The following is a 21,708-nucleotide window of genomic DNA, read 5'->3' as shown; positions in this document are numbered from 1 at the left end:
GCCGTGCCACCATCTTTCGGCGATTGCGGACAGAATGTGGGCACGACGCGCTTTGCCCATCCTACGGCACCGCGTAAAAATTTTACGCAATTCCGACACCGGCCAAAAACCGTGCCGATGACGACACCCCGTCGCTTCACGCGTCCGAAAGCTCCTTCTGCGCATAAGGCGACAAAAGGGGATGTGTCACATGCTCGGCTTCGTGTTTGGCCTCAATGCCCGCCTAGGGCGCCTGCATTTCTTTCTGGCTACGGTCGCGCTGGCGATCGTGTTGACCGCGATCTGTTTTGCGATCGCGATGGCCGCGCTGCGCACGACATCGCCGAGCGTGGTCCATGCCGAAGATCTCACCCGAAACTGGGCCATCATTGCTGCGATGGTGTTGTTCGGGGTTGCGACCTTCACGCTGCAATCGATGCGCATTCGAGACATCGGCTGGGACCCGGTCTGTGTGATCCCGGCCTGGATCGCGCTCATGATCGTCGATCATGTGGCGGCGGGCCGGTTTCCGGCCTGGGCGATCGGCCGGGAGCATCAGGGCACGATGGTCGGCGGGCTGGTCAATCTCGCCCTGCTGCTGGCGCTCACCTTCTGGCCGAGCGCCGAAAGTGAGGTATACACAGATCCCTTCGAGCCGCCCGCGCGCGCAGCCGGCAAGCCGTCGACATCGGACCAGCGCCTTGCGCGCGTGTCGCAAGGCACTGCGCGTCCGACTTGGAGCTGAAAAATTGGAGCTGAAAGCCTGGAGCTAGACGAACGGCAGCTTGATGTTGCTGCGCTTCTCCAGCCATTCCGGCACCGGCAGGTTCTTGGCGCGCATGAAATCAGCGTTGAACAGTTTTGACTGATAGCGGCTGCCGGAATCGCAGAGAATGGTGACGATGGTCTTGCCGGGTCCGAGCTGCTTCGCGAGCCGCATCGCGCCGACGATGTTGATGCCGGTGGATCCGCCGAGGCACAAGCCTTCGTGCTGGAGCAGCTCGTAAATCACCGCGACGGCTTCGGCATCGGGAATGAGATAGGCATCATCGACCTTGGCGCTCTCGACGATCGCCGTTTTCCGGCCGAGCCCGATGCCTTCCGTGATGGAGTCGCCCGGCGTTGCCTTGGCTTCGCCGGTCCTGAAATATTCAAACATGCCGGCGCCGTGCGGGTCGGCGCAGGCAATCCGGATGTTCTTGTTCTTCTCTTTCAGATAGCGGCTGACGCCGGCGAGCGTGCCGCCGCTGCCGACAGAGCAGACGAAGCCGTCGAGCTTGCCGCCGGTCTGCTCCCAGATCTCGGGGCCGGTCGAGTCGTGATGCGCCTTCGCGTTGTCGAGGTTGTTCCACTGGTCGGCGAACAACACGCCATTCGGCTCGGTCTTGCGCAGCTCGTCGGCAAGGCGGCGCCCGACATGCTGGTAGTTGTTCGGATTGGAATAGGGTAGCGCCGGCGATTCCAGCAGCTCGGCGCCGCAGAGTTTCAGAAAATCCTTCTTCTCCTGGCTCTGCGTCTCCGGGATTACGATCAGCGTGCGATATCCGCGTGCGCTCGCGACCACCGCCAGCCCGATGCCGGTGTTGCCGGCCGTCGCTTCCACGACGAGCCCACCCGGCTTCAGCTCGCCGCGCTTCTCGGCTTCCTGAATCATCCATTTGCCGGCGCGGTCCTTGACTGACTGGCCGGGATTCATGAACTCAGCCTTGCCGAGAATGGTGCAGCCGGTCAGCTCGGAGGCGCGCTTGAGCTTGATGAGAGGGTGTTGCCGATGGCTTCGACAACGTCGTTTTTGATGGTCATGTCAGGCGATTACCGGCTGGATGCGGGAAGTCATCGAGACCCTAAAGTAGGGTCGCCGGGCACACAAGGCGAGGGCGCAAACAAGCTACTGTGCGTTGCGGCGCAGGTTTCAGTGGAGCAAAAGCGGCCGTTGCTGGTCTCGCAGCCAGTGTGGCCGCAATATCACATGAAATCTTGGTAAGCTTGAACGCGCTGCCGAAGGGCGCGGCAAATTAAAAAGCCATTGCGAGACAATGGTTTTTTGTATTTTCGTCGTTCAGATCGCGGAGGCGATCGGGTGTGCTTTTCGCAGGTGCGGGACTGTCCCGCAGTTCCGCGCCCGGCTAGGATGAATCTCAGGCTCCGCAGAAAGCATCACGCTGTGAACGAGTTACAAAAAGGCCTCCGGTCGTCCGCCCGCGAATCGGCTAATCCGGTTGCGCGGTGGCGGTGTGATCTGCCCGGTAGGGGGTGGATGTGACGCAGCGTGTTCCGGCCCTCGCCAAGCGGCACTTCCTGAAGCCGCTCTTGGGGTCTGCGTCTCGAACGCTGCGTGCGGTCGCCGTGGTCTGCCTGGCGTCGAGCTCGGGCGCCTGTGTGCTGACCCAGGACCTTCCCGATCCCGCGCTCGATGTTCCCACACAATACAAATACGCCGGGAAGGCGAACGCCCCGCCGACGCTGGATTGGTGGCGCGGCTTCCGCTCGACTGAACTGACGCAGCTGATGGAGGAGGCGCAGACCGTCAACCTCGATATCGCGGCCGCAGTCTCGCGCATCGTCGAGGCCGACGCCCAGGCGCGCCAGGCGGGCGCAGCGCTATTGCCCAGTCTGTCGGGAGGCGGTTCAGAGACCTATTCGCGCACATCCGGCTCGAGCGCATCGGGCCTGACCAATGGCGGCCGTGAGGTCGTCAACTATTCCGCCTCGCTGAGCGCCAGCTACCAGCTCGATTTCTGGGGCCAGAACCGCGACGCGCTGCAGACGGCGGAGGAAACCGCCAATGCCAGCCGGTTCGACCGCGACACCGTCGCGCTGACGACGCTCGCAGCCGTCGCGAATGCCTATTTCCAGGTGTTGTCCTCGCAGGATCGCCTGCGCACCGCCCAGCGCAATATTGCGAGCGCGCAGCGCATTCTCGATGCCATCCGCGAGCGCCGCAAGGCCGGGACCGGCACCGATCTCGACGTCGCCCAGCAGGAAAGCGTATTGGCCAACCAGAAGGCGCTGGTGCCACCCCTGCGCCAGACCCTCGACCAGAACACCAATGCGCTGGCGGTGCTGGTGTCGCGTCCGCCGGAGAGCGTGCGCGTCGCGGGCGGCTCGCTGGACCGGATCGCGATCCCGCGCGTCACGCCCGGCCTGCCGTCGGAGCTGCTGACGCAGCGCCCCGACATCCGCCGACAGGAGGCGCAGCTCGCCTCGGCGACAGCCAATATCGGCAACGCCCGCGCGCAGTTCTTCCCGACGATCCAGCTGACCGGCAATGGCGGTTACCAGAGCTCGGCGCTGGTGTCGCTGTTCCAGCCGCACGCGGCGTTCTTCCAGCTGGTCGGCAGCGCGACCCAGCCGATCTTCGATGGCGGCAAGATCCTCGGCAATTTCGAGTACGCCAAGGCGCGCCAGGACGAATTGCTCCAGACCTACCGCAAGACCATCGTCCAGGCCTTCACCGATGTCGACAATGCGCTGTTCTCGATTAAACAGACCACGATCAAGCTGCAATTGCAGCGCGATGTCGTTAACGCCTCGCAGCGCGCCTTCGACCTCGCCGAACAGCAGCTGCGCGCCGGCACCGCCGACATCGTGACCGTGCTGAACGTCCAGCAGACCCTATTTCAGGCGGAAGACGCGCTGTGGCAGGCGCAGCTCGCACGCCTTCTTGCCATCGTCAGCCTGTATCAGGCGCTTGGCGGCGGCTGGGAGCCGCGAATGGAGAAACCGGTCAATGCTCTTTAAGCCGGATACGAAGGACAACGCGAAAGCGGGGACGGCGAAAAAGTCGCGCGGACGCGGCTTGGTCATGACCCTGATCACGCTCGCGATCCTCGGCGGCCTCGGCTATCTCGGCTGGACCGTGATGCATCAGCAGCCGCAACAGGCGGGGAACGGCCGCAACCAGCAGCGGCCCGATCTGCCGGTGCCGGTGCTCGCCGCGACGCCCAAGGTTCAGGACGTGCCTGTCTATCTCGACGGGGTCGGCGCGGTCCGCGCGCTCAACACCGTCACCGTGCGCTCGCAGGTCGACGGCAAGCTGATCGCGGTGAAGTTCACCGAAGGCCAGGACGTCAAGAAGGGCGACGTGCTCGGCGAAATCGATCCGGCGCTCTACCAGGCGACTTACGACCAGGCCGTCGCCAAGAAGGCCCAGGACGAAGCCCAGCTCGCCAACCAGCGCATCGACCTGACGCGCTACGAGCAGCTCGCGGCCTCCAATGCCGGCTCGAAGCAGCAGGCCGACACCCAGCGCGCCGCGGTCGCGCAGACCGAGGCGCTGGTCAAGGCCGACCAGGCGTCGATCGACAACGCAGCGGCGACGCTGAGCTACACCAAGATCGTGGCGCCGCTGTCGGGCCGTGCTGGCCTTCGCCAGGTCGACCAGGGCAATATCATCCACGCCGCCGACACCACCGGCCTCGTCGTCATCACGCAATTGCAGCCGATCGCGGTGTGGTTCAGCCTGCCGCAGCAGCAGATCATGCGGGTCAATGCGGCCGCGGCCAAGGGACAGCTCGCGGTCGACGTGTTCGGCAACGACGGCATCACCGTGATCGACACCGGCAAGCTCACCGGCATCGATAACCAGGTCGACCAGACCACCGGCACGCTCAAGCTCAAGGCCGAATTCCCCAACGCCAATTACCAGCTCTGGCCCGGCCAGTTCGTCAATGTCCGCCTCAAGGTCGAAACCCTGACGCAGGCGCTGGTGGTGCCGACGTCGGCGGTGCAGCGCGGACCGATCGGCACATTCAGCTATGTCATCGGCGAAGACAACGTCGTCTCGGCCAAGCCCGTGACGGTGACGCAGCAGAACGAGCATGATGCGGTCATTGCCAGCGGCCTGACCGCGAACGACAAGGTCGTCACCACGGGCTTCGCCAATCTGTCCGATGGCTCCAAGGTCATCATTGGCCGCGACGAGCAGACGCCGTCGGCCGACCTCGCCCCGCGCAAGCGCACGCGTGCGCCGGACGGCCAGAAGAAGGATGGTCAGGCCAAGGACGGGCAGAAGGATTGGCAAAAGGACGGGCCGGGCAAGGACGGCGAGCACCGCGCCAGGCGGAGCAGCAGTGAAGGCGACCAGAAGGGCCAGACCGGTCCGGCGCCGGGGCCGGGGGCTCAACCATCGGGACCTGGAGCCAAGCAGCCATGATCCCGACAACAGCCGCCTGAGCGGCAGGCGCATCTCATGGGTGTCTCCGAACCCTTCATCCGCCGGCCGATCGCGACCTCGCTGCTCGGCATAGCACTGCTGATTGGCGGCGCGCTCGGCTATTTCGCGCTGCCCGTCTCCGCGCTGCCGCAGGTCGATTTTCCGACCGTGCAGGTGTCGACGCAACTGCCGGGCGCGAGCCCCGACGTGATCGCCTCGCTGATCACCGCGCCTCTGGAGCGGCAACTCGGCCAAATCCCGTCGTTGACGGCGATGAACTCGACGAGCTCGTTCGGCGTCAGCCAGATCTCGCTGCAGTTCGACCTGAACCGCGACATCGATGGCGCGACCCAGGACGTGCAGGCCGCGATCAATGCGGCCGCCGGAGTGCTGCCCAAGACGCTGCCTTACCCGCCGACTTACGCCAAGGTGAACCCGGCGGATGCGCCGGTGATGACGCTGGCGCTGCGCTCGGACACGATCTCGCTGCGCGCAATGAGCGACATCGCCGATACGCTGCTGGCGCAGCGGCTCAGCCAGATCTCCGGCGTCGGCCGAGTGTCAGTGCTCGGCGGGCTGAAGCCGGCCGTACGCATCCAGGCGGATCTGGCGCGATTGGCGGCCTACGGCATCGCGATGGAGGATCTGCGCGCCGCCATCGCCAATGCCAACGTCTCCGGGCCGAAGGGCTCGCTCGACGGCGCCCAGCAAGCCTACATCATCGCGGCCAATGATCAGATCGCCGCCGCCGACGCCTACAGGCCGATCATCATCGCCTATCGCAACGGCTCGCCGGTCACGATCGGCGACGTCGCGCAGATCGTCGACGGGCTCGAGAACGACCGCACCGGCGGCTGGTATCAGGGCACGCCGGCCGTCATCATCGACATCCAGCGCCAGCCCGGCGCCAATGTCATCGACGTCGTCAGCCAGATCCGCGCCGAGATCCCGAAAGTCCAGCGCGCGATTCCGGCAGGCGTGCATTTGACCATCGTCTCCGACCGCACCGTCACCATTCGCGCTTCGGTCCACGACGTGCAGTTCACGCTGATCCTCAGCGTGGTGCTGGTGACGCTGGTGGTGCTGCTGTTCCTGCGCTCGCTGCGGGCCACGCTGATCGCGGGCGTCGCGCTGCCGCTGTCGCTGATCACGAGCTTCGGCATCATGTATTTTGCCGGCTTCAGCCTCGACAATCTGTCGCTGATGGCGCTCACGATCGGCACCGGCTTCGTCGTCGACGACGCCATCGTCATGATCGAGAACATCGTCCGCCACATGGAAAATGGCGACAGCGCGATGCAGGCCTCACTGAAGGGCGCCAGCGAGATCGGCTTCACCGTGATCTCGCTGACGGTGTCGCTGATCGCAGTGTTCATCCCGCTGCTGTTCATGTCGGGCCTGGTGGGCCGCATGTTCCGCGAATTCGCGCTGACCTTGACCATCGCGGTCGTGACCTCGGCCGTGGTATCGCTGACGCTGACGCCGATGATGTGCTCGCGGCTGCTCAAGCACGCTCATGAGGAGTTCGCGGTGCCGGGGCTCGCCGCCGTCAGCGGCTTCATCGACCGCACCGTCGAGTTCTACCATCGCACGTTGCTCGTGGTGTTGCGACATCAGCGCACCACGCTGGTCGTGACCTTTGCGACGCTGGCCGCGACCCTGGTCCTCTACGTCGTCGCCCCCAAGGGTTTTCTGCCGCTGCAGGACACCGCCTCGATCACGGCCGTGACGGAAGCAGGTCCCGACGTGTCGTTCGGAGAAATGCAGAAACGGCAGGCCGAGGTCGCCGACGCCATCAAGGCCGATCCTGACGTAACCGGCGTGGTCTCGGTGATCGGTGCGGGCTCGGTCAATCCGACCACCAATGTCGGCCGCCTCGTCATGACGCTGAAGCCGCGCGGCGAGCGGCGCGACGATGTCAGCGCGGTCATTGCGCGGTTGAAGGACAATATCTCCGGCATCCCCGGCATGACCGTTTATTTCCAGCCGGTGCAGGACGTGCAGATCTCGACCCAGTCGAGCCGCTCGCAATACCAGTACACGCTGACCGGCACCGACGCGACGCTGGTGTCGGAATGGGCGAAGAAGCTCGTCGGCGAGATGCGGCGCGATCCCCTGTTCCGCGACGTGTCCTCGGAAGCCCAGGAAGGCGGCCTGCGCGCGCAGCTCGACGTCGACCGCACCCGCGCCGGCCAGCTCGGCGTCAGCCTGCAAGCCATTACCGATACGCTCAATGACGCCTTTGCCCAGCGCCAGATCTCGACCATCTACGGCCAGGCCAACCAGTACCGCGTGGTGCTGGAGGCGTTGCCGATGTACCAGCGTGATCCCTCGATCCTGTCAAAACTGTACCTGCCGGGCGGCGCCAGCAGCGCCCTCGTCGGCGCGCCAAACGCCCAGGTGCCGCTCGATGCGGTAGCCACGCTGAAACGCACCACGGCGCCGCTTGCGATCTCGCACCAGGCCCAGTTCCCGGCGATCTCGCTCAGCTTCAACCTGGCGCCGGGCGCAGCGCTCGGCGACGCCGTCAAGGCGGTGAAGGCGATCGAGACCCGCATCGAAATGCCCAACAGCATCGTCGGCGTCTATGCCGGCGACGCCGCCGAGTTCGCCAAGGCGCTCGCCGGCCAGCCATGGCTGCTGCTCGCCGCCGTGATCACGATCTACATCGTGCTGGGCGTGCTCTACGAGAGCTACATCCACCCGATCACGATCCTCTCGACGCTGCCGTCGGCCGGTGTCGGCGCCATCCTGGCGCTGATCCTGTGCGGACAGGATCTCTCGGTCATCGGCCTGATCGGCATCATCCTGCTGATGGGTATCGTCAAGAAGAACGCGATCATGATGATCGACTTCGCGCTGGAGGCCGAGCGCGGGCAGGGCATGCCGGCGCATGAGGCGATCGTGCAGGCGTGCCTGTTGCGCTTCCGCCCGATCATGATGACGACGCTGGCCGCGCTGTTCGGCGCGCTGCCGCTGGCGATCGAGAGCGGCACCGGCGCCGAGCTGCGCTTTCCGCTCGGCATCTCCATCATCGGCGGCCTGCTGCTGAGCCAGCTGCTGACGCTCTACACGACGCCCGTGATCTACCTCGCGCTCGACCGCATCAACCGCCGCCTCGAGCAGGCGCTGCCGCCGCCCGAGCCCGACGCGCCGCCCACGGCCGGCGCGACCGAGGGGATGCAGTGATGGCATCGATCTCGGAGCCCTTCATCCGCCGTCCGGTCGCGACCACGCTGCTGTCGATCGGGCTGTTCCTGCTGGGGGGCGTCGCCTACGAGTTCCTCCCCGTTGCCTCGGTTCCGAATGTCGACTTCCCGGCCATTTTCGTCTCGGCAAGCCGTCCCGGCGCCGATCCGTCGGTGATGGCGGCAACCGTGGCCGCGCCGCTGGAACGGCGGCTCGGCGAAATCGCCGGCATCAACCAGATCACGTCGACCTCGTCGCTCGGCACGGCAAACATCCAGCTCCAGTTCGACATCGGCCGCAACATCGACAAGGCGGCGCGCGACGTGCAGGCCGCGATCAACGCCGCGCTGGTCGACCTGCCGAGTGATCTGCCGGCGCTGCCGCGCTTCCGCAAGGCTAACACGGCCGGTGCGCCCGTCTTCGTGCTGGCGCTGACGTCCAAGACACTGTCCGCCAGCGCCATCTACGACGTCGCCGATACCGTGCTAGCGCAGCGCATTTCGCAAGTGCCGGGCGTGGGCGACGTCACCGTGAGCGGCGCCGACCAGCCGGCGGTGCGGATCCAGCTCAACCCGGTCGCGCTGTCGAATGCGGGGATCGCGACCGACGACGTCCGGACCGCCATCATCAACGCCAACCCGCTCGGTCCGGTCGGCATCTTCAATGGCGAGCGCCAGAGCGAGACGCTGTCGCTGAACAGACAGATGCGCACGGCCAAGGAATTCCGCGACATCGTCATCAAGAGCTCGAACGGCAATTTCGTCCGGCTCTCCGACGTCGCCGACATCGAGGATTCTGTCCGCAACGCGCGCTCGATCGCCTGGTTCAACAAGCAGCCGGCGGTGCTGATCCAGATCACCAAGCAGGGCGATGCCAACGTTATCGACACTGTTGACCGGGTGAAGGCGCTGATCCCCGCGCTGAAGCAGTGGATCCCGGCTGGCGTCGACGTCTCCACCCTGGTCGACCGCACCAGTACGATCCGCGCCAGCGTGATGGACATGCAATGGACGCTGCTGGCGACCGCCGTCCTGGTGATGGTTGTGGTGTTCGTGTTCCTCCGCCGCGTGACGCCGACTATCGCCGCCGGAATCTCGGTGCCGCTGGCGCTGGCCGGCACCTGCGCCGGGATGTGGGTGGCCGGCTTCTCGATCGACAATCTGTCGCTGATGGCGCTGGCGATCTCGGTTGGCTTCGTGGTCGACGATGCCATCGTCATGATCGAGAACATGTTCCGCAATCTCGAGCATGGCATGCGGCCGATGCAGGCGGCGCTGGAGGGGGCCCGGCAGATCGGCTTCACCGTGGTCTCGATCAGCCTGTCGCTGATCGCCGCATTCACACCGCTGATCTTCATGGACGGCATCGTCGGTCGCCTGCTGCGCGAATTTTCGCTGACACTGACCTTCGCGATCGTGGTCTCGACCCTCGTGTCGCTGACGGTCACGCCGATGATCTGCGCCCATTACATTCGGCAGACCACCTCTGGGTCCGCCACGCTGTTCGACCGCCTGATCGAAGGCTCGCTGTCGCGGATCGTCTCGTTTTACGCCCGCAGCTTGCGTGCGGTGCTGGAGTTCCCGTTGCTGACGCTGCTGGTGTTCTTCGCCACCATCGGCCTGACGGTGATGCTCTACATCAAGGTGCCCAAGGGCTACTTCCCGACGGATGATTCCGGCTTCGTCATCGGCGCGACGCGCGCCTCGGCCGACATCTCGTTTCAGTCCATGCTGACCCTGCAGCAGCGCCTCGCCGACATCGTGATGCAGGATCCGGCCGTGGCCGGCATCGGCTCCTCGGTCGGCAGTGGAGGCGGCGGGCCGGGGGCGGCGACCTCGAACCGGGGCATCATGTACATCAGCCTGAAGCCGCCCGAGGAGCGAGATCATATCTCGACGCAGGTCGTGATTGATCGGCTGCGGAAGGCACTGTTCCCCGTGCCCGGCATCCGTCTCTTCATGTTTGCTGCCCAGGATGTCCGCGCCGGCGGCCGGCAGAGCGATTCCAACTTTCAATATACGCTCTCAAGCACCAACCTCGACCTGCTCCAGAAGTGGGCGCCGATCGTCGCCAAGCGGATGGAGACGGTCGAGGGCATCACCGACATTTCCAGCGACCGCGATCCCGGCGGACTTCAGCTGACATTGAACATCGACCGCCGGAAGGCAGCCGCGCTCGGCGTCAAGGTTCAGGACATCGACAATGCTCTGAACAATGCCTTCTCGCAGCGCCAGATCTCGATCATCTACACCCAGCGTAACCAGTACATGACCGTGCTGGAGATCGATCCGAAATTTCAGGTCGATCCGTCCAACCTCGATCGCATCTATGTCGCCGGCGCTGGCGACGTGCAGGTGCCGCTGTCCGCCGTGGTGCACGCGACGCGCGGGCTCGCTGCGCTTGCGGTCTATCATTCGCAGTCGGTGCCCTCGACCACGGTGTCGTTCAACACCTTGCCGGGCGTGGAGCTCCAGGCCGCTACGCAAAACATCCAGCGCGCAGTCGACGAATTGCACATGCCCGAGGGCATCCGCGGCAGCTTTGACGGCAATGCCGGCGATTTCGCCAAGACCAGCGGGCGCCAACCGCTCTTGATCCTCGGCGCGCTGGTGGCGATGTATATCGTGCTCGGCGTGCTCTATGAGAGCCTTGTCCATCCGCTCACGATCATCTCGACGCTGCCCTCGGCCGGCCTCGGCGCGCTGCTCGCGCTTCAGATCACCAACACGCCGCTGACGGTGATCGCCTTCGTGGGCATCATCCTCTTGATCGGCATCGTCAAGAAGAACGGAATCATGATGGTCGACTTCGCGCTCGATGCCGAGCGCCAGCGTGGCCTGTCGTCGGCCGAAGCCATCTTCGAGGCCTGCCAGGCGCGCTTCCGTCCGATCCTGATGACAACCATGGCGGCGCTGTTCGCGGGCATTCCGCTTGTCATCGCGACCGGGCCCGGCACGGAGCTGCGCCGTCCCCTCGGCATCACCATCATCGGCGGCCTGTTCGTCTCGCAGATCCTCACGCTCTACACGACACCCGTGATCTACCTCTTGATCGACCGCCTGCGCCGGCGGTCCGAGCCGCAGCCACTAGCGGCGCCGGCGGAATAGGTTGTTGCAGCGCCGCCACAAGCGTATAGCGGCGGCATGTCGAACCCAGCTGAAACCACGGCCGCAGCGCCGGAGCCGATTCCCGAATGTCCGCACTGCCGGAAGCCGATGCCGCTGTGCATCTGCGACAGTGTCACGGCGATCGAAAATCGTCTCGAACTCCTGATCCTCCAGCATCCGCAAGAGCAGGACAGGGCGCTTGGCACGGCGCGGCTGCTGGCCAGGCATTTTGCCGATGCGACCGTGCGGGTCGGCCTGTCCTGGCCGAGCCTGTCGAAGGCGCTCAATCACCCCGTTGAAAACGCCTCGCATTGGGCCGTCCTCTATCTCGGCTCGGCCCGCGCAGCCGACCTCGAGGTGGAGGGTGAGATCGTCGCCCTCAACCGCAAGGGCGAGGTCGCGGAGAACCAGCGCGCCATCCTCGGCAAGCTCGAAGGTGTGGTGCTGCTCGACGGCACCTGGAGCCAGGCCAAGGCCCTGTGGTGGCGCAATCCTTGGATGCTGAAATGCCAGCGCGTGATCCTCAACCCGGCGCATCCCTCGCGCTACGGGCGGCTACGCCGCGAGCCGCGCAAGGACGGATTGTCGACCATCGAGGCGGCCGCAACGCTGCTGGCCGGTCTCGAGCAGCGCCCCGACATTGCCGAGACGCTGAACGCGAGCTTTGAACGGCTGTTGACACGCTACCGCGAGGTTCAGGCCGAGATGCCGGAACTGGCGCCAAAACCGGTGGTCAAGACCGCCGGCGCGGTGTCCGGCGGGGTAAACGGTCCTGACTTGAGCCTGCTAGTTCTTGACGCTGTCCTCGTCGTCCTGCGTCCCCTGGTCCGGGGCGGACGGCGGGAAGATGCTGTCATAGATCGCGCGCGCCTGACGAATGAGGCGAGCCCGCTCCAGCTCGGACTTCGGGACAAATCGGACGATCTCGCCCACGTGCTCTCCAGCGCTCGCTTGTTGGGGACTGCATCACCCGTGTGATGCGAACTCTATGCCAAGCGACCTGAATCGGGGCCACCCCCCGGGCAAACCCGGTGGGCGCCTCGCGCAGGCGATGCCCGCAGGCGCGACAGGCGCGGCGCGCTTTATGCTGGAATGTCAGGGGGTTATGATGGAGGCCACGACCAGAATTGAACTGGTGTACACGGTTTTGCAGACCGTTGCGTAACCACTCCGCCACGTGGCCTCAACGAGGGCGGAGCAATATAGGGGATCAGCGGTTTAGGCAACCCCGCGGCCGCCGCGCTATGTCGGCCTTTACGACGAGGCCTCAACAGGCGGCGTACCAGCCGTCCGGAAAGGGCAGGAGGGGCCAGGCACCCTCATTGTCGTTCGCGGCCATTGGTGTTCTGGCCATTGGAATTCTCTTGGAAGTCGCGTGAAAGCTCCACGAGCGGGGCACGAATTCCTCCTCCGGCGCGGTCGCGAAATCTTCATCGATCATGGCGTCACGGACAGTATCCAGCAGCAAGTTGAATTCGGCTTCGCTCATCACACCCTCCGGAACGCGGATGGCGCACTGTCGCAAAGCCGGTTTGTTTCCCGATTGACCCGATCGTTCGTATTTTAACGATCGGGCGATCGAGATCCGTTTGGTTAGCGATTCCTGAAAATCCCCGCGCAGAGGCTAGGTTCCTCCGCCGTAACCGCTCAAGCTAGCGAGGCTTGCCGCACCGTGTTCGACGAGGCCGGCGGCTGACATACCCGGTCTGTGGATTTGTGCGCAGCAAGTGGCTCGTTACGGCTGCGAATCCGGCAATAGTCGGCCTGTGGATATGCTGCGGACAGGCTGTGGAGACCGCGAGGTACCCGCGGATGTGGTGGCGATGTCGGCTTCGGTGAGGGGCTTGCCGGCGAGCTCCTCAAGGTCGACGCGCTGCGTCCGATGATTGACGAGATACTGCGCCAGAACGGTTTTGCGCGGGCGATGATCCCGTGAAGGCGCTGGTCGGCGCCGTGACTGGCAAGGCCAATGGTGCCCCGGCGCCGGTGGCTTTGCCTGCGGCGGAGAAGACAAACACCGCCGATCTATGAATGCCGGTTCATTGCTGCGGAGAATTCGAAACGATATGAACCGGGTCGTTGCGCGTCTCGCGTCGCGCAACGAGCCGGAGCGCGGATCGAGGGGGTGTCGAACCTCTCGATCTCGCTCCGACGCCCCTTCAAGGCAACGCCATTGGTTGCCGCGGCGCCTGCGTCGATCGACGTCAGGCGCCGGCCCCTGTTTCGATCCGGAGAATTTCACATGAAGTATTTTCTGTCTGGACTGATCGCCGTGGGTCTTTCGCTGGCCGCCACTACTTGTTTTGCCGCCGACGCCCGCAACGTCACCGTCGTCAACGAGACCGGCTACGCCATCAAATTCCTGGGGTTCAACGCGCCCGACGATGGCATGGACGAATGGGACAACGAGCTGGACAAGGTTTTGGAGAACCAGGCCTCGACCTATGTCGAGTTCGACGAGGACGACGAGGGCTGTGTCTGGAACATCCGCGTCGACTGGCAGAACTACGACGAGTCCGTGCTCTGGAAGAACGTCAATCTGTGCAAGATGACCGCGCTTCGGCTGCGCTGCGATCCCGGCACCAAGACCACGTCCTTCACGGCCGAGTAACCTTGGCCCGACCTGTGCCCGAGGAGGGGCCCCGCGGGCCCTTCCGCGATGCTTTGCGAAGGATGACGAATTCGTCCTTTGCAAGCGCAACCGGCTTTGTTATACGCAGCCGCGCGCGAACGACTGGTTCGCCTTTTCCTCGGTAGCTCAGCGGTAGAGCATCCGACTGTTAATCGGATGGTCGCTGGTTCGAATCCAGCCCGGGGAGCCAAATTCCGCAGCGATTTCACCGGCTTGTATCCAGACTCTAAGCGGACGCGCAATTGTGTTGCAGTAGAGTCTCAAGTGGAAGTGTTCGTCGGCGCGACGGCTGCCGCCGCGGTGACGCCAAATCGACTCAATTCGGATCGAGCTTGCCGGGGCCGGCCCTCACGGAGCTGATTCCCATGCGAGACATCCAGATCGACCGTTCCCAGGTGGTCCCCTCGATTCTGCCGGCCGACATTCCCGGGCTCAGCGACGATGAATGCCTCGCGTGGCTTGCCCGTGCGGTCGAGACCCCGATTCGGTGCGACTGGATGAAGTTGCAGCGCTGATTGGCCGCCTCGCGATCGCGATCGAATAGAGGGTCCGCCCTCCTGAAGCTGTGCGTGGCGTCAGCCTTCGGGGCCAACGGACGTGTTGCGTTTTCGCGGTGCCTGCTCCAAATATGCCGCAACTTTCGTCCGCGGCATCGTCCGCCTTGCAGGGTCCGCAAATGTCCGGTTTCTCGACCGCGCGCCAAAAAATGGTCGATGGCCAGGTGCGCACCAATGACGTCACCGATCGCCGCATTCTCGATGCTATGCTGTCGGTTCCCCGCGAGGTCTTCGTGCCGGCGAGCCGGCAGGCGCTGGCCTATCTCGATCTGGATCTCGATGTGAGCGAGGGTGGCGCCAAGCGCTTCCTGATCAAGCCGCAGCTGATCGGCAAGCTGCTCCAGGCCGCCGAGGTCGGCGAAGGCGACAATGTGCTGGTCGTCGGCTGCGCCACCGGCTACCTCGCCGCGCTAACCGCCAAGCTTGCGCGCCAGGTCATTGCGACGGAAAGCGATTCGGCTCTGGTCGCGAAAGCCAAGGACGCCTTCGCCGCAATCGGGCTCACCAACGTGACCTGCAAGGCCGCCGCCTGTGCGGAGGGCGATCCGGCTGCCGCGCCCTATGACGTGATTATCCTCAACGGCGCGACCGAAGTGACACCGGACGGGCTGTTCGGCCAGCTCAGGAAGGCGGACGCCTGGTGGGGGTCTCGGCCGAATCCAGGCCATCACGGGCCATGATCGTGACCCGCACCCACGGCGAATTCGGCCACCGGCCGCTGTTCGACGCCGCCGCCCCGGTACTTCCCGGGCTCGAACGGGCCGCCGCCTTCGTCTTCTGACGGCCAAAACCCCGTAAAATCCCATGCTGAATCAGAAGTGTGGCCGGGATGCTGCACGTGAAGAGTTTCCACTGAGAACTACCCGTAGGTAGTTCCGTCGCGCTCAACCGCGTCCTATGTTGCGACGGGGCATCGACTCCACTTGATACGGTAACCAGGCTCGCGGGCACGAGCCTGACGTGAGCATGAACGGATTTTCAGGGATGCATGGGGTGAAGTTCTTCACCGGAGCAGCGGTTTCGGTCCTCCTGACGGCGCTTGCCGGACCGACGCCTGCATTGGCGGATACGATCGAGGCCGCGCTGGTGCGCGCCTATCAGAACAATCCGCAGCTCAACGCACAGCGCGCCCAGGTGCGCTCGACCGACGAGAACGTGCCGCAGGCTTTGTCGGGCTATCGCCCCAAGGTCAATGTGACCCTCAGCACCGGGTATCAGTATCAGGATGTCCAGGCGGCACAGAGGACCCCGTCGATCAACGGCGTTCCCCAGCCCAATAGCGCGAGCCTGACCGTCAACCAGACGCTCTACAACGGCAATCAGACCGCAAATAGGACGCGCGCGGCGGAGAGCCAGGTCTCGGGGTCCCGCGAGGCGTTGCGTGTGCTCGAGCAGACGGTCCTGCTGCAGGCTGCCACGAGCTACATGGACTACCTGCGTGATGCGGCAACTCTCGAGGTTCAGCGCAGCAACGTGCGCGTGCTCGAGCAGACGCTCAAGCAGACGCGCGATCGCTTCAACGTCGGCGAGGTCACGCGCACCGACGTGGCGCAATCCGAAGCGCAGCTGGCTGCCGGCAAGACTCAAGCGCTGACCGCCGAATCAGATCTCACGACGACACGCGCGACTTTCCGCCGGATCATCGGAAACGAGCCGACCAACCTTGCCCCCGGCTCGCCGGTCGATCGCTTCCTGCCCGGGACGATCGCCTCCGCGGTCAGTCTCAGCCTGGTGGAGAATCCCAACGTCACGGCGTCGATGTACGGCATCGACGTCAACTATCTTCAGGTCAAGATCAACGAAGGCGCGCTGCTGCCGACGGTCTCGCTCCAGGCTGCCGTCAGCACAGCCTATCAGCAGACCCTGACGATCTTCCGAACGAATACGGCTTCCGCCATCGCAACGGCCTCCGTGCCGATCTTCCAGGGCGGTGCAGAATATTCGCTCATCCGCCAATCGAAAGAGAACTTGGCGCAGCAGCGTCTGAATCTTGAAACCACCCGCGATCAGACCCGTGCCAACGTCGTGCAGGCTTGGGGCCAGCTGGAAGCCGGCAAGGCGCAGGTGCAGTCTGCGCAGGCCCAGGTCACGGCGTCCGAGATCGCGCTGAACGGCGTGCGCGAAGAGGCCAAGGCCGGTCAGCGCACCACGCTCGACGTGCTCAACGCGCAGCAGGCGCTGGTCAACGCGCGCGTCGCCCTCGTCACCGCGCAGCACGACCGCGTGGTGGCGTCCTATTCCGTGCTCAACGCGGTTGGCCGCCTGTCGCCGCAGGTGCTCGGCCTTGCGACAACCGTCTATGATCCCAGTGTGCACTACCAGCAGGTCCGCGACAGCTGGGCCGGCGTGCGCACGCCTGACGGGCGCTAAATCCCGTAGTCCTCCGGTCGGCCTCGCAAACTGCGAGGGCCGACCGGTGCTTTGCTTGCAATCACCAAAATCCCTGACATAGCCTTGCTAAGAAGCTGCGGGTCGATTCGCTCCGCGTTCAATGTTGCATGCGTAATGCTTGAGTGACGGGGCAGGGGCGCGCCGCCTCACGTTGAGCTGTGATCTGGGGACAAGTCTGGCTGTCGCGACGAAAATGTCGAGGCACACATCCGGAACCGGCCAATCCTGTCGTGCTTGGTGTAAAACAACGCATGCGAGGGCGTTGATGATGTGGAGTCGGAGATGACGCAGCCTGCAAAGGTCACAGAACCCTCCATGGAGGAGATTCTGGCCTCGATCCGGCGCATCATTGCCGATGATGAGGCCAAGCCGCCGCCGGCAGAGGCAGCGAAGCCTGCAGCGGCGCCCGCCGCGCCCGCACCAAAGCCGCAGGCGATGGCGGATATTCCAGCATCCAAGGTCGCGCCCGCAAAACCTGCCGCTGAAAAGCCCGCGCCAACGCCGGCCGCGAAGTCCGCGCCGCCACCAGCACCCGCGCCTGCAGCGGATGCCGGCCCCAACAACCAGGACGACATCGACGCGCTGCTGGCGGGGCTCGACGAGGCCACGCCTGCGCCAGAGGTGCGAGTCCCGGAACCCGAGCCGGAGCCCGAACCCGATGTGCTCGAGCTGACCGACGAGATGGCGATGGAGCCGGAGCAGACGCCCGCGCCACCGCCGCCGAACTTCCGCAGGGTCGAGCCGCGCGACGATCTCGAATTCGCCGAGGCGCCGTCGCCTCATCCGACATCACCGCCGCCGTCCTATGCATCGGTCGACTTCGATGCGCCGCCGCTACCGCCGCAGCAGCCGATCTTGGCCCAGTCGACCGTCTCGGCGGTCGAATCCGCCTTCAATTCGCTGGCCCACACGGTGCTCAGCAGCAATGCGCGGACGCTGGAGGATCTGGTCAAGGAGATGCTGCGTCCGATGCTGAAATCCTGGCTCGACGACAATCTGCCGGGGCTCGTCGAACGCATCGTGAAGGCCGAAATCGAGCGGGTCTCGCGCGGCGGCCGCTGAAGTAGGCCGCTCGGCTCCGATAAAGCCCTGCTCTTGTGCCATAATCGACCTGCCGGTCGGGCCGGAAAGCCCTTTTGCCGCTGAGCTTTCCGTTGACTTGAACCCCGCGCGCGGCTTTCTAGCGCCCCATGATCGAGAAAAACTACCAGCCCGCCGATATCGAAGCTCGCATGTCCGTCGTGTGGGAGGACAGCCTCGCCTTCAAGGCCGGCCGGCCCGACCGACGCGACGCCGTGCCTTTTACTATCGTGATCCCGCCGCCGAACGTGACGGGCTCGCTGCACATGGGCCACGCCCTCAATAACACGCTGCAGGACATTCTGTGCCGGTTCGAGCGCATGCGCGGCCGGGACGTGCTGTGGCAGCCCGGTACCGACCATGCCGGCATCGCCACCCAGATGGTGGTCGAGCGGCAGCTGATGGAGCGCCAGCAGCCCGGCCGTCGCGAGATGGGCCGCGAGAAGTTCCTGGAGCGGGTCTGGCAGTGGAAGGCCGAGAGCGGCGACACCATCATCAACCAGCTCAAGCGGCTCGGCGCCTCCTGCGACTGGTCGCGCGAGCGTTTCACCATGGACGAGGGCCTCTCCAAGGCCGTGGTCAAGGTGTTCGTCGAATTGCACCGCGACGGACTGATCTACAAGGACAAGCGGCTGGTGAACTGGGACACCAAGCTCTTGACCGCGATCTCCGATCTCGAAGTGCAGCAGACCGAGGTGAAGGGCCACCTCTGGTATCTGCGCTATCCGATCGAAGGCAAGACCTTCAATCCCGAGGATCCCACGACCTTTATCGTGGTCGCCACCACGCGCCCGGAGACCATGCTTGGCGATACCGGCGTGGCCGTGCATCCGGAGGATGAGCGCTACCAGAAGCTGGTTGGCAAGAACGTCATCCTGCCTCTGGTCGGCCGCAGGATTAAGATCGTCGCCGACGAATATTCCGATCCCGAGAAGGGCTCGGGCGCGGTGAAGGTGACGCCGGCGCACGATTTCAACGATTTCGAGGTCGGCAATCGCCATGGCCTGCGCCGCATCAGCGTGCTCGACAGGGAAGGCTGCCTCGATCTCCTCGACAACGAGGATTATCTGCGCGGCCTGCCGGAAGGCGCTTCGCAATTCGCCGAGGAGTTCAACAAGGTCGACCGCTTCGCTGCGCGCAAACGCATCGTCGAGCGGCTGGAATCGTTCGGTTTCGTCGAACGGATCGAGCCGCACACCCACATGGTGCCGCATGGCGACCGCTCCAACAGCGTGATCGAGCCGTATCTGACCGATCAGTGGTACGTCGACGCCAAGACACTCGCAAAACCGGCGATGGCAGCGGTGCGTTCGGGCGAGACGTCGTTCGTGCCGAAGAACTGGGAAAAGACCTATTTCGAGTGGATGGAGAACATCCAGCCCTGGTGCATCTCGCGCCAGCTCTGGTGGGGCCATCAGATCCCGGCCTGGTATGGGCCGGACGGGAAGGTCTTCGTCGCCGAGACCGAGGAGGAGGCGATCAGCCACGCGCTCGGCTATTACGTCGAGCAGGAAGTGATCACGGCCGAGCAAGGCCGCGAGATGGCGCTCGACCGCAACAAGCGCGAGGGCTTCATCAGCCGCGACGAGGACGTGCTCGACACCTGGTTCTCCTCGGCGCTGTGGCCGTTCTCGACGCTGGGCTGGCCGGAAGACGCGCCCGAGGTGAAGCGTTATTACCCGACCAGCGCGCTGGTCACCGGATTCGACATCATCTTCTTCTGGGTTGCCCGGATGATGATGATGGGCCTGCACTTCATGAAGGAGGTGCCGTTCTCGACCATCTACATCCACGCCCTCGTCCGCGACGAGAAGGGCGCCAAGATGTCGAAGTCGAAGGGCAATGTCATCGACCCGCTCAACCTGATCGACGAATACGGTGCGGACGCTCTGCGCTTCACGCTGGCGGCGATGGCGGCGCAGGGGCGCGACATCAAGCTCGCCACCAGCCGCGTCGAGGGCTATCGCAATTTCGCGACCAAGCTCTGGAACGCCTGCCGCTTCGCGGAGATGAACCATTGCGCGGTGCCCGAAGGTTTCGAGCCGGCAAAAGCCAAGGCAACGCTGAACCGCTGGATCGCGCATGAGAGCGCGCACACCACGCGCGAAGTGACGGAGGCGATCGAAGCCTATCGCTTCAACGACGCCGCCGGCACGATCTACCGTTTCGTCTGGAATGTCTATTGCGACTGGTATGTCGAACTCGCCAAGCCTGTGCTGCTCGGTCCGGACAGCCCTGCCAAGGACGAAACTCGCGCCATGGTTGCCTGGGCGCGCGACGAGATCCTGAAGCTGCTGCATCCCTTCATGCCCTTCATCACCGAAGAGCTTTGGGAGGTGACGGCCAAGCGCGACGGTCTGCTCGCGCTGGCTCCGTGGCCGCTGAAGCCGTCCGGTCCCACGCCGGAGCAGCTTGCAATGCTTGCGGCTGCGGCCGGACAGACTGATCCGCTCGTCTCGCCTGCGTTCGTTATGCCGATCTTCGACCATGCCGACTTCACCGATCCCAAGGCCGAAGCCGAGATCGGCTGGGTGATCGATCTGGTCACGCAGATCCGCTCGGTGCGCGCCGAGATGAACATCCCGCCGGCGACGCTGACGGCGCTCGTGCTCGCGGGTGCCTCGGCCGAGACCAGGGAGCGCGCATCGCGCTGGATCGACGTCATCAAGCGCATGGCCCGGCTCTCCGACATCTCCTTCGCCGACCGCGCGCCTGATGGTGCGGTTCAGCTCCTCGTCCGTGGCGAAGTGGCCGCGCTGCCGCTGAAGGGCGTGGTCGACGTGGCGGCCGAGCGCACGCGCCTCGACAAGGAGATCGTGAAGGCCGACGCCGACATCAAGCGCGCCGAGTCGAAGCTCGCGAACGAGAAATTCGTCGCCAACGCCGCCGAAGAGGTGGTCGAGGAGGAGCGCGAAAAGCGCGAGGCGGCGTTGGCCCGCAAGGCCAAGCTGCTGGAAGCGCTCGAGCGGCTGAAGCAGGCGTCCTATTTCGGAAACGGCTTGCTGAGGAATTTCGAGCCCCTGACGCCATAGCGCCAGGGCAGCTCGACCGCCTTGGTGATGCCGATGCGGATGCCGGCCGCGACTTCCACATCCTCCGTGCGCGCATGCAGCACGATCGGTGGTCGATCCAGCGGCAGGGCATTGTGCGCGATCGTGATGCCGAGCGCCTCGGTCAACTTGCCCGGACCCGAGCAAAGCGCGTGAACGTCCACCGCGTGGCGGCGGCGCCGCATCGTGGCGATGCCGTGGGTCGGCTCCAGCGCGCGGATCAGCACGGCGGCAGCCGAGCCTTCCTCCTCGCAGACGAAATTGACGCACCAGTGGATGCCGTAGGAGCGATAGACATAGGCAAAGCCCGGCGGGCCGAACATGATCTGGTTCCGCGGCGTCGGGCCGTTGTAGGAGTGCGCCGCCGGCTCGGTATGATGATAGGCCTCGACCTCGACGATGACCCCGCCGACGCCGTGGACCAGCATGGTCGCGCCGATCAAATCGGGCGCGACCTCGCGGACGCTGCGGTCGAAAAAGCCGCGCTTCAGGGGTTTGCCGAGCCGCGGTGTGGAAGCCTTCGAGGTTGGAGCCATTCGAGGTGAGAATCGCCAGAGAACAGAGCAGG

At 64.7% G+C, this 21,708-nt stretch carries 12 protein-coding genes, 2 tRNA genes and 4 pseudogenes; 14 read left to right on the top strand and 4 right to left on the bottom strand.

What is annotated here, in order from left to right:
* Positions 1–190: 190 nt before the first annotated feature.
* Positions 191–724 carry a DUF805 domain-containing protein gene (locus ACTGJ9_RS25415; protein WP_456673323.1) on the top strand — a complete coding sequence of 178 codons (534 nt, stop codon included), beginning with the start codon at positions 191–193 and terminating at the stop codon, positions 722–724.
* A 24-nt stretch (positions 725–748) separates the two neighbouring features.
* On the opposite strand, the pseudogene ACTGJ9_RS25410 reads toward ACTGJ9_RS25415, so the two are convergent.
* Positions 749–1,782 (bottom strand): annotated as a pseudogene (locus tag ACTGJ9_RS25410) (cysteine synthase A).
* Positions 1,783–2,232: 450 nt separating this feature from the next.
* Between ACTGJ9_RS25410 and ACTGJ9_RS25405 the strand changes: the two are divergent.
* The 5 genes and pseudogenes from ACTGJ9_RS25405 to ACTGJ9_RS25385 all read left to right on the top strand — a co-directional run bounded on the left by ACTGJ9_RS25405 (position 2,233) and on the right by ACTGJ9_RS25385 (position 12,206).
* Positions 2,233–3,720, top strand: a complete 1,488-nt coding sequence (locus tag ACTGJ9_RS25405; protein ID WP_456673322.1) for an efflux transporter outer membrane subunit — start codon at positions 2,233–2,235, stop codon at positions 3,718–3,720.
* Complete coding sequence (locus tag ACTGJ9_RS25400; RefSeq protein WP_456673321.1) at positions 3,710–5,134, top strand: efflux RND transporter periplasmic adaptor subunit; 1,425 nt, start codon at positions 3,710–3,712, stop codon at positions 5,132–5,134. Before ACTGJ9_RS25405 ends, ACTGJ9_RS25400 begins: the two co-directional genes overlap by 11 nt.
* A gap of 36 nt (positions 5,135–5,170) precedes the next feature.
* The gene (locus tag ACTGJ9_RS25395) at positions 5,171–8,323 is read left to right on the top strand and encodes an efflux RND transporter permease subunit (RefSeq protein WP_456673320.1); all 3,153 of its coding nucleotides are present in this window, start codon (positions 5,171–5,173) and stop codon (positions 8,321–8,323) included.
* Entirely contained in the window at positions 8,323–11,430 is a 3,108-nt protein-coding gene (locus ACTGJ9_RS25390) for an efflux RND transporter permease subunit (protein ID WP_456673319.1), read from the top strand. Before ACTGJ9_RS25395 ends, ACTGJ9_RS25390 begins: the two co-directional genes overlap by 1 nt.
* A 36-nt stretch (positions 11,431–11,466) precedes the next feature.
* Positions 11,467–12,206: pseudogene (locus ACTGJ9_RS25385) on the top strand (tRNA-uridine aminocarboxypropyltransferase).
* 333 nt (positions 12,207–12,539) lie between these two features.
* Here ACTGJ9_RS25385 and ACTGJ9_RS25380 read toward each other — a convergent pair.
* Positions 12,540–12,613, bottom strand: a tRNA-Cys gene (locus tag ACTGJ9_RS25380).
* Positions 12,614–12,697: 84 nt separating this feature from the next.
* Entirely contained in the window at positions 12,698–12,919 is a 222-nt protein-coding gene (locus ACTGJ9_RS25375; RefSeq protein ID WP_456673318.1) for a hypothetical protein, read from the bottom strand.
* A gap of 321 nt (positions 12,920–13,240) precedes the next feature.
* Between ACTGJ9_RS25375 and ACTGJ9_RS25370 the strand changes: the two are divergent.
* The 8 genes and pseudogenes from ACTGJ9_RS25370 to ACTGJ9_RS25335 form a co-directional block, all read left to right on the top strand.
* Positions 13,241–13,461 (top strand): annotated as a pseudogene (locus tag ACTGJ9_RS25370) (flotillin family protein); the annotation flags it as partial.
* Between the two features lie 211 nt (positions 13,462–13,672).
* Positions 13,673–14,041, top strand: coding sequence for a hypothetical protein (locus ACTGJ9_RS25365; protein ID WP_456673317.1), 369 nt, complete (start codon positions 13,673–13,675; stop codon positions 14,039–14,041).
* 136 nt (positions 14,042–14,177) lie between these two features.
* Positions 14,178–14,252, top strand: a tRNA-Asn gene (locus ACTGJ9_RS25360).
* Between the two features lie 175 nt (positions 14,253–14,427).
* Positions 14,428–14,577, top strand: a complete 150-nt coding sequence (locus ACTGJ9_RS25355) for a hypothetical protein (protein WP_456678773.1) — start codon at positions 14,428–14,430, stop codon at positions 14,575–14,577.
* A 161-nt stretch (positions 14,578–14,738) separates the two neighbouring features.
* A pseudogene (locus ACTGJ9_RS25350) lies at positions 14,739–15,400 on the top strand (protein-L-isoaspartate O-methyltransferase family protein).
* A 203-nt stretch (positions 15,401–15,603) separates the two neighbouring features.
* Entirely contained in the window at positions 15,604–16,989 is a 1,386-nt protein-coding gene (locus ACTGJ9_RS25345; RefSeq protein WP_456678618.1) for a TolC family outer membrane protein, read from the top strand.
* 303 nt (positions 16,990–17,292) lie between these two features.
* The gene (locus tag ACTGJ9_RS25340; RefSeq protein WP_456673316.1) at positions 17,293–18,072 is read left to right on the top strand and encodes a PopZ family protein; all 780 of its coding nucleotides are present in this window, start codon (positions 17,293–17,295) and stop codon (positions 18,070–18,072) included.
* 128 nt (positions 18,073–18,200) lie between these two features.
* The gene (locus ACTGJ9_RS25335) at positions 18,201–21,122 is read left to right on the top strand and encodes a valine--tRNA ligase (protein WP_456673315.1); all 2,922 of its coding nucleotides are present in this window, start codon (positions 18,201–18,203) and stop codon (positions 21,120–21,122) included.
* Here the strand turns inward: ACTGJ9_RS25335 and ACTGJ9_RS25330 are convergent.
* On the bottom strand, positions 21,074–21,676 hold the full coding sequence (locus tag ACTGJ9_RS25330; RefSeq protein WP_456673314.1) for a DNA-3-methyladenine glycosylase: 603 nt from the start codon (positions 21,674–21,676) through the stop codon (positions 21,074–21,076). The genes ACTGJ9_RS25335 and ACTGJ9_RS25330 overlap by 49 nt on opposite strands.
* Positions 21,677–21,708: the final 32 nt, after the last annotated feature.

Source organism: Bradyrhizobium sp. RDM12, assembly GCF_051917485.1.
Classification (GTDB): domain Bacteria; phylum Pseudomonadota; class Alphaproteobacteria; order Rhizobiales; family Xanthobacteraceae; genus Bradyrhizobium.
The sequence above is the reverse complement of the archived record's forward strand: the minus strand, read 5'-3'. Positions and strand labels throughout refer to the sequence as shown.

What these genes read in the sequence shown, in the direction of transcription:
- ACTGJ9_RS25415 (WP_456673323.1), top strand. Translation starts at nt 191, where the DNA reads ATGCTCGGCTTCGTGTTTGGCCTCAATGCCCGCCTAGGGCGCCTGCAT.
- ACTGJ9_RS25400 (WP_456673321.1), top strand. Translation starts at nt 3,710, where the DNA reads ATGCTCTTTAAGCCGGATACGAAGGACAACGCGAAAGCGGGGACGGCG.
- ACTGJ9_RS25395 (WP_456673320.1), top strand. Translation starts at nt 5,171, where the DNA reads ATGGGTGTCTCCGAACCCTTCATCCGCCGGCCGATCGCGACCTCGCTG.
- ACTGJ9_RS25390 (WP_456673319.1), top strand. Translation starts at nt 8,323, where the DNA reads ATGGCATCGATCTCGGAGCCCTTCATCCGCCGTCCGGTCGCGACCACG.
- ACTGJ9_RS25375 (WP_456673318.1), bottom strand. Translation starts at nt 12,919, where the DNA reads ATGAGCGAAGCCGAATTCAACTTGCTGCTGGATACTGTCCGTGACGCC.
- ACTGJ9_RS25365 (WP_456673317.1), top strand. Translation starts at nt 13,673, where the DNA reads ATGAAGTATTTTCTGTCTGGACTGATCGCCGTGGGTCTTTCGCTGGCC.
- ACTGJ9_RS25355 (WP_456678773.1), top strand. Translation starts at nt 14,428, where the DNA reads ATGCGAGACATCCAGATCGACCGTTCCCAGGTGGTCCCCTCGATTCTG.
- ACTGJ9_RS25345 (WP_456678618.1), top strand. Translation starts at nt 15,604, where the DNA reads ATGCATGGGGTGAAGTTCTTCACCGGAGCAGCGGTTTCGGTCCTCCTG.
- ACTGJ9_RS25340 (WP_456673316.1), top strand. Translation starts at nt 17,293, where the DNA reads ATGACGCAGCCTGCAAAGGTCACAGAACCCTCCATGGAGGAGATTCTG.
- ACTGJ9_RS25335 (WP_456673315.1), top strand. Translation starts at nt 18,201, where the DNA reads ATGATCGAGAAAAACTACCAGCCCGCCGATATCGAAGCTCGCATGTCC.
- ACTGJ9_RS25330 (WP_456673314.1), bottom strand. Translation starts at nt 21,676, where the DNA reads ATGGCTCCAACCTCGAAGGCTTCCACACCGCGGCTCGGCAAACCCCTG.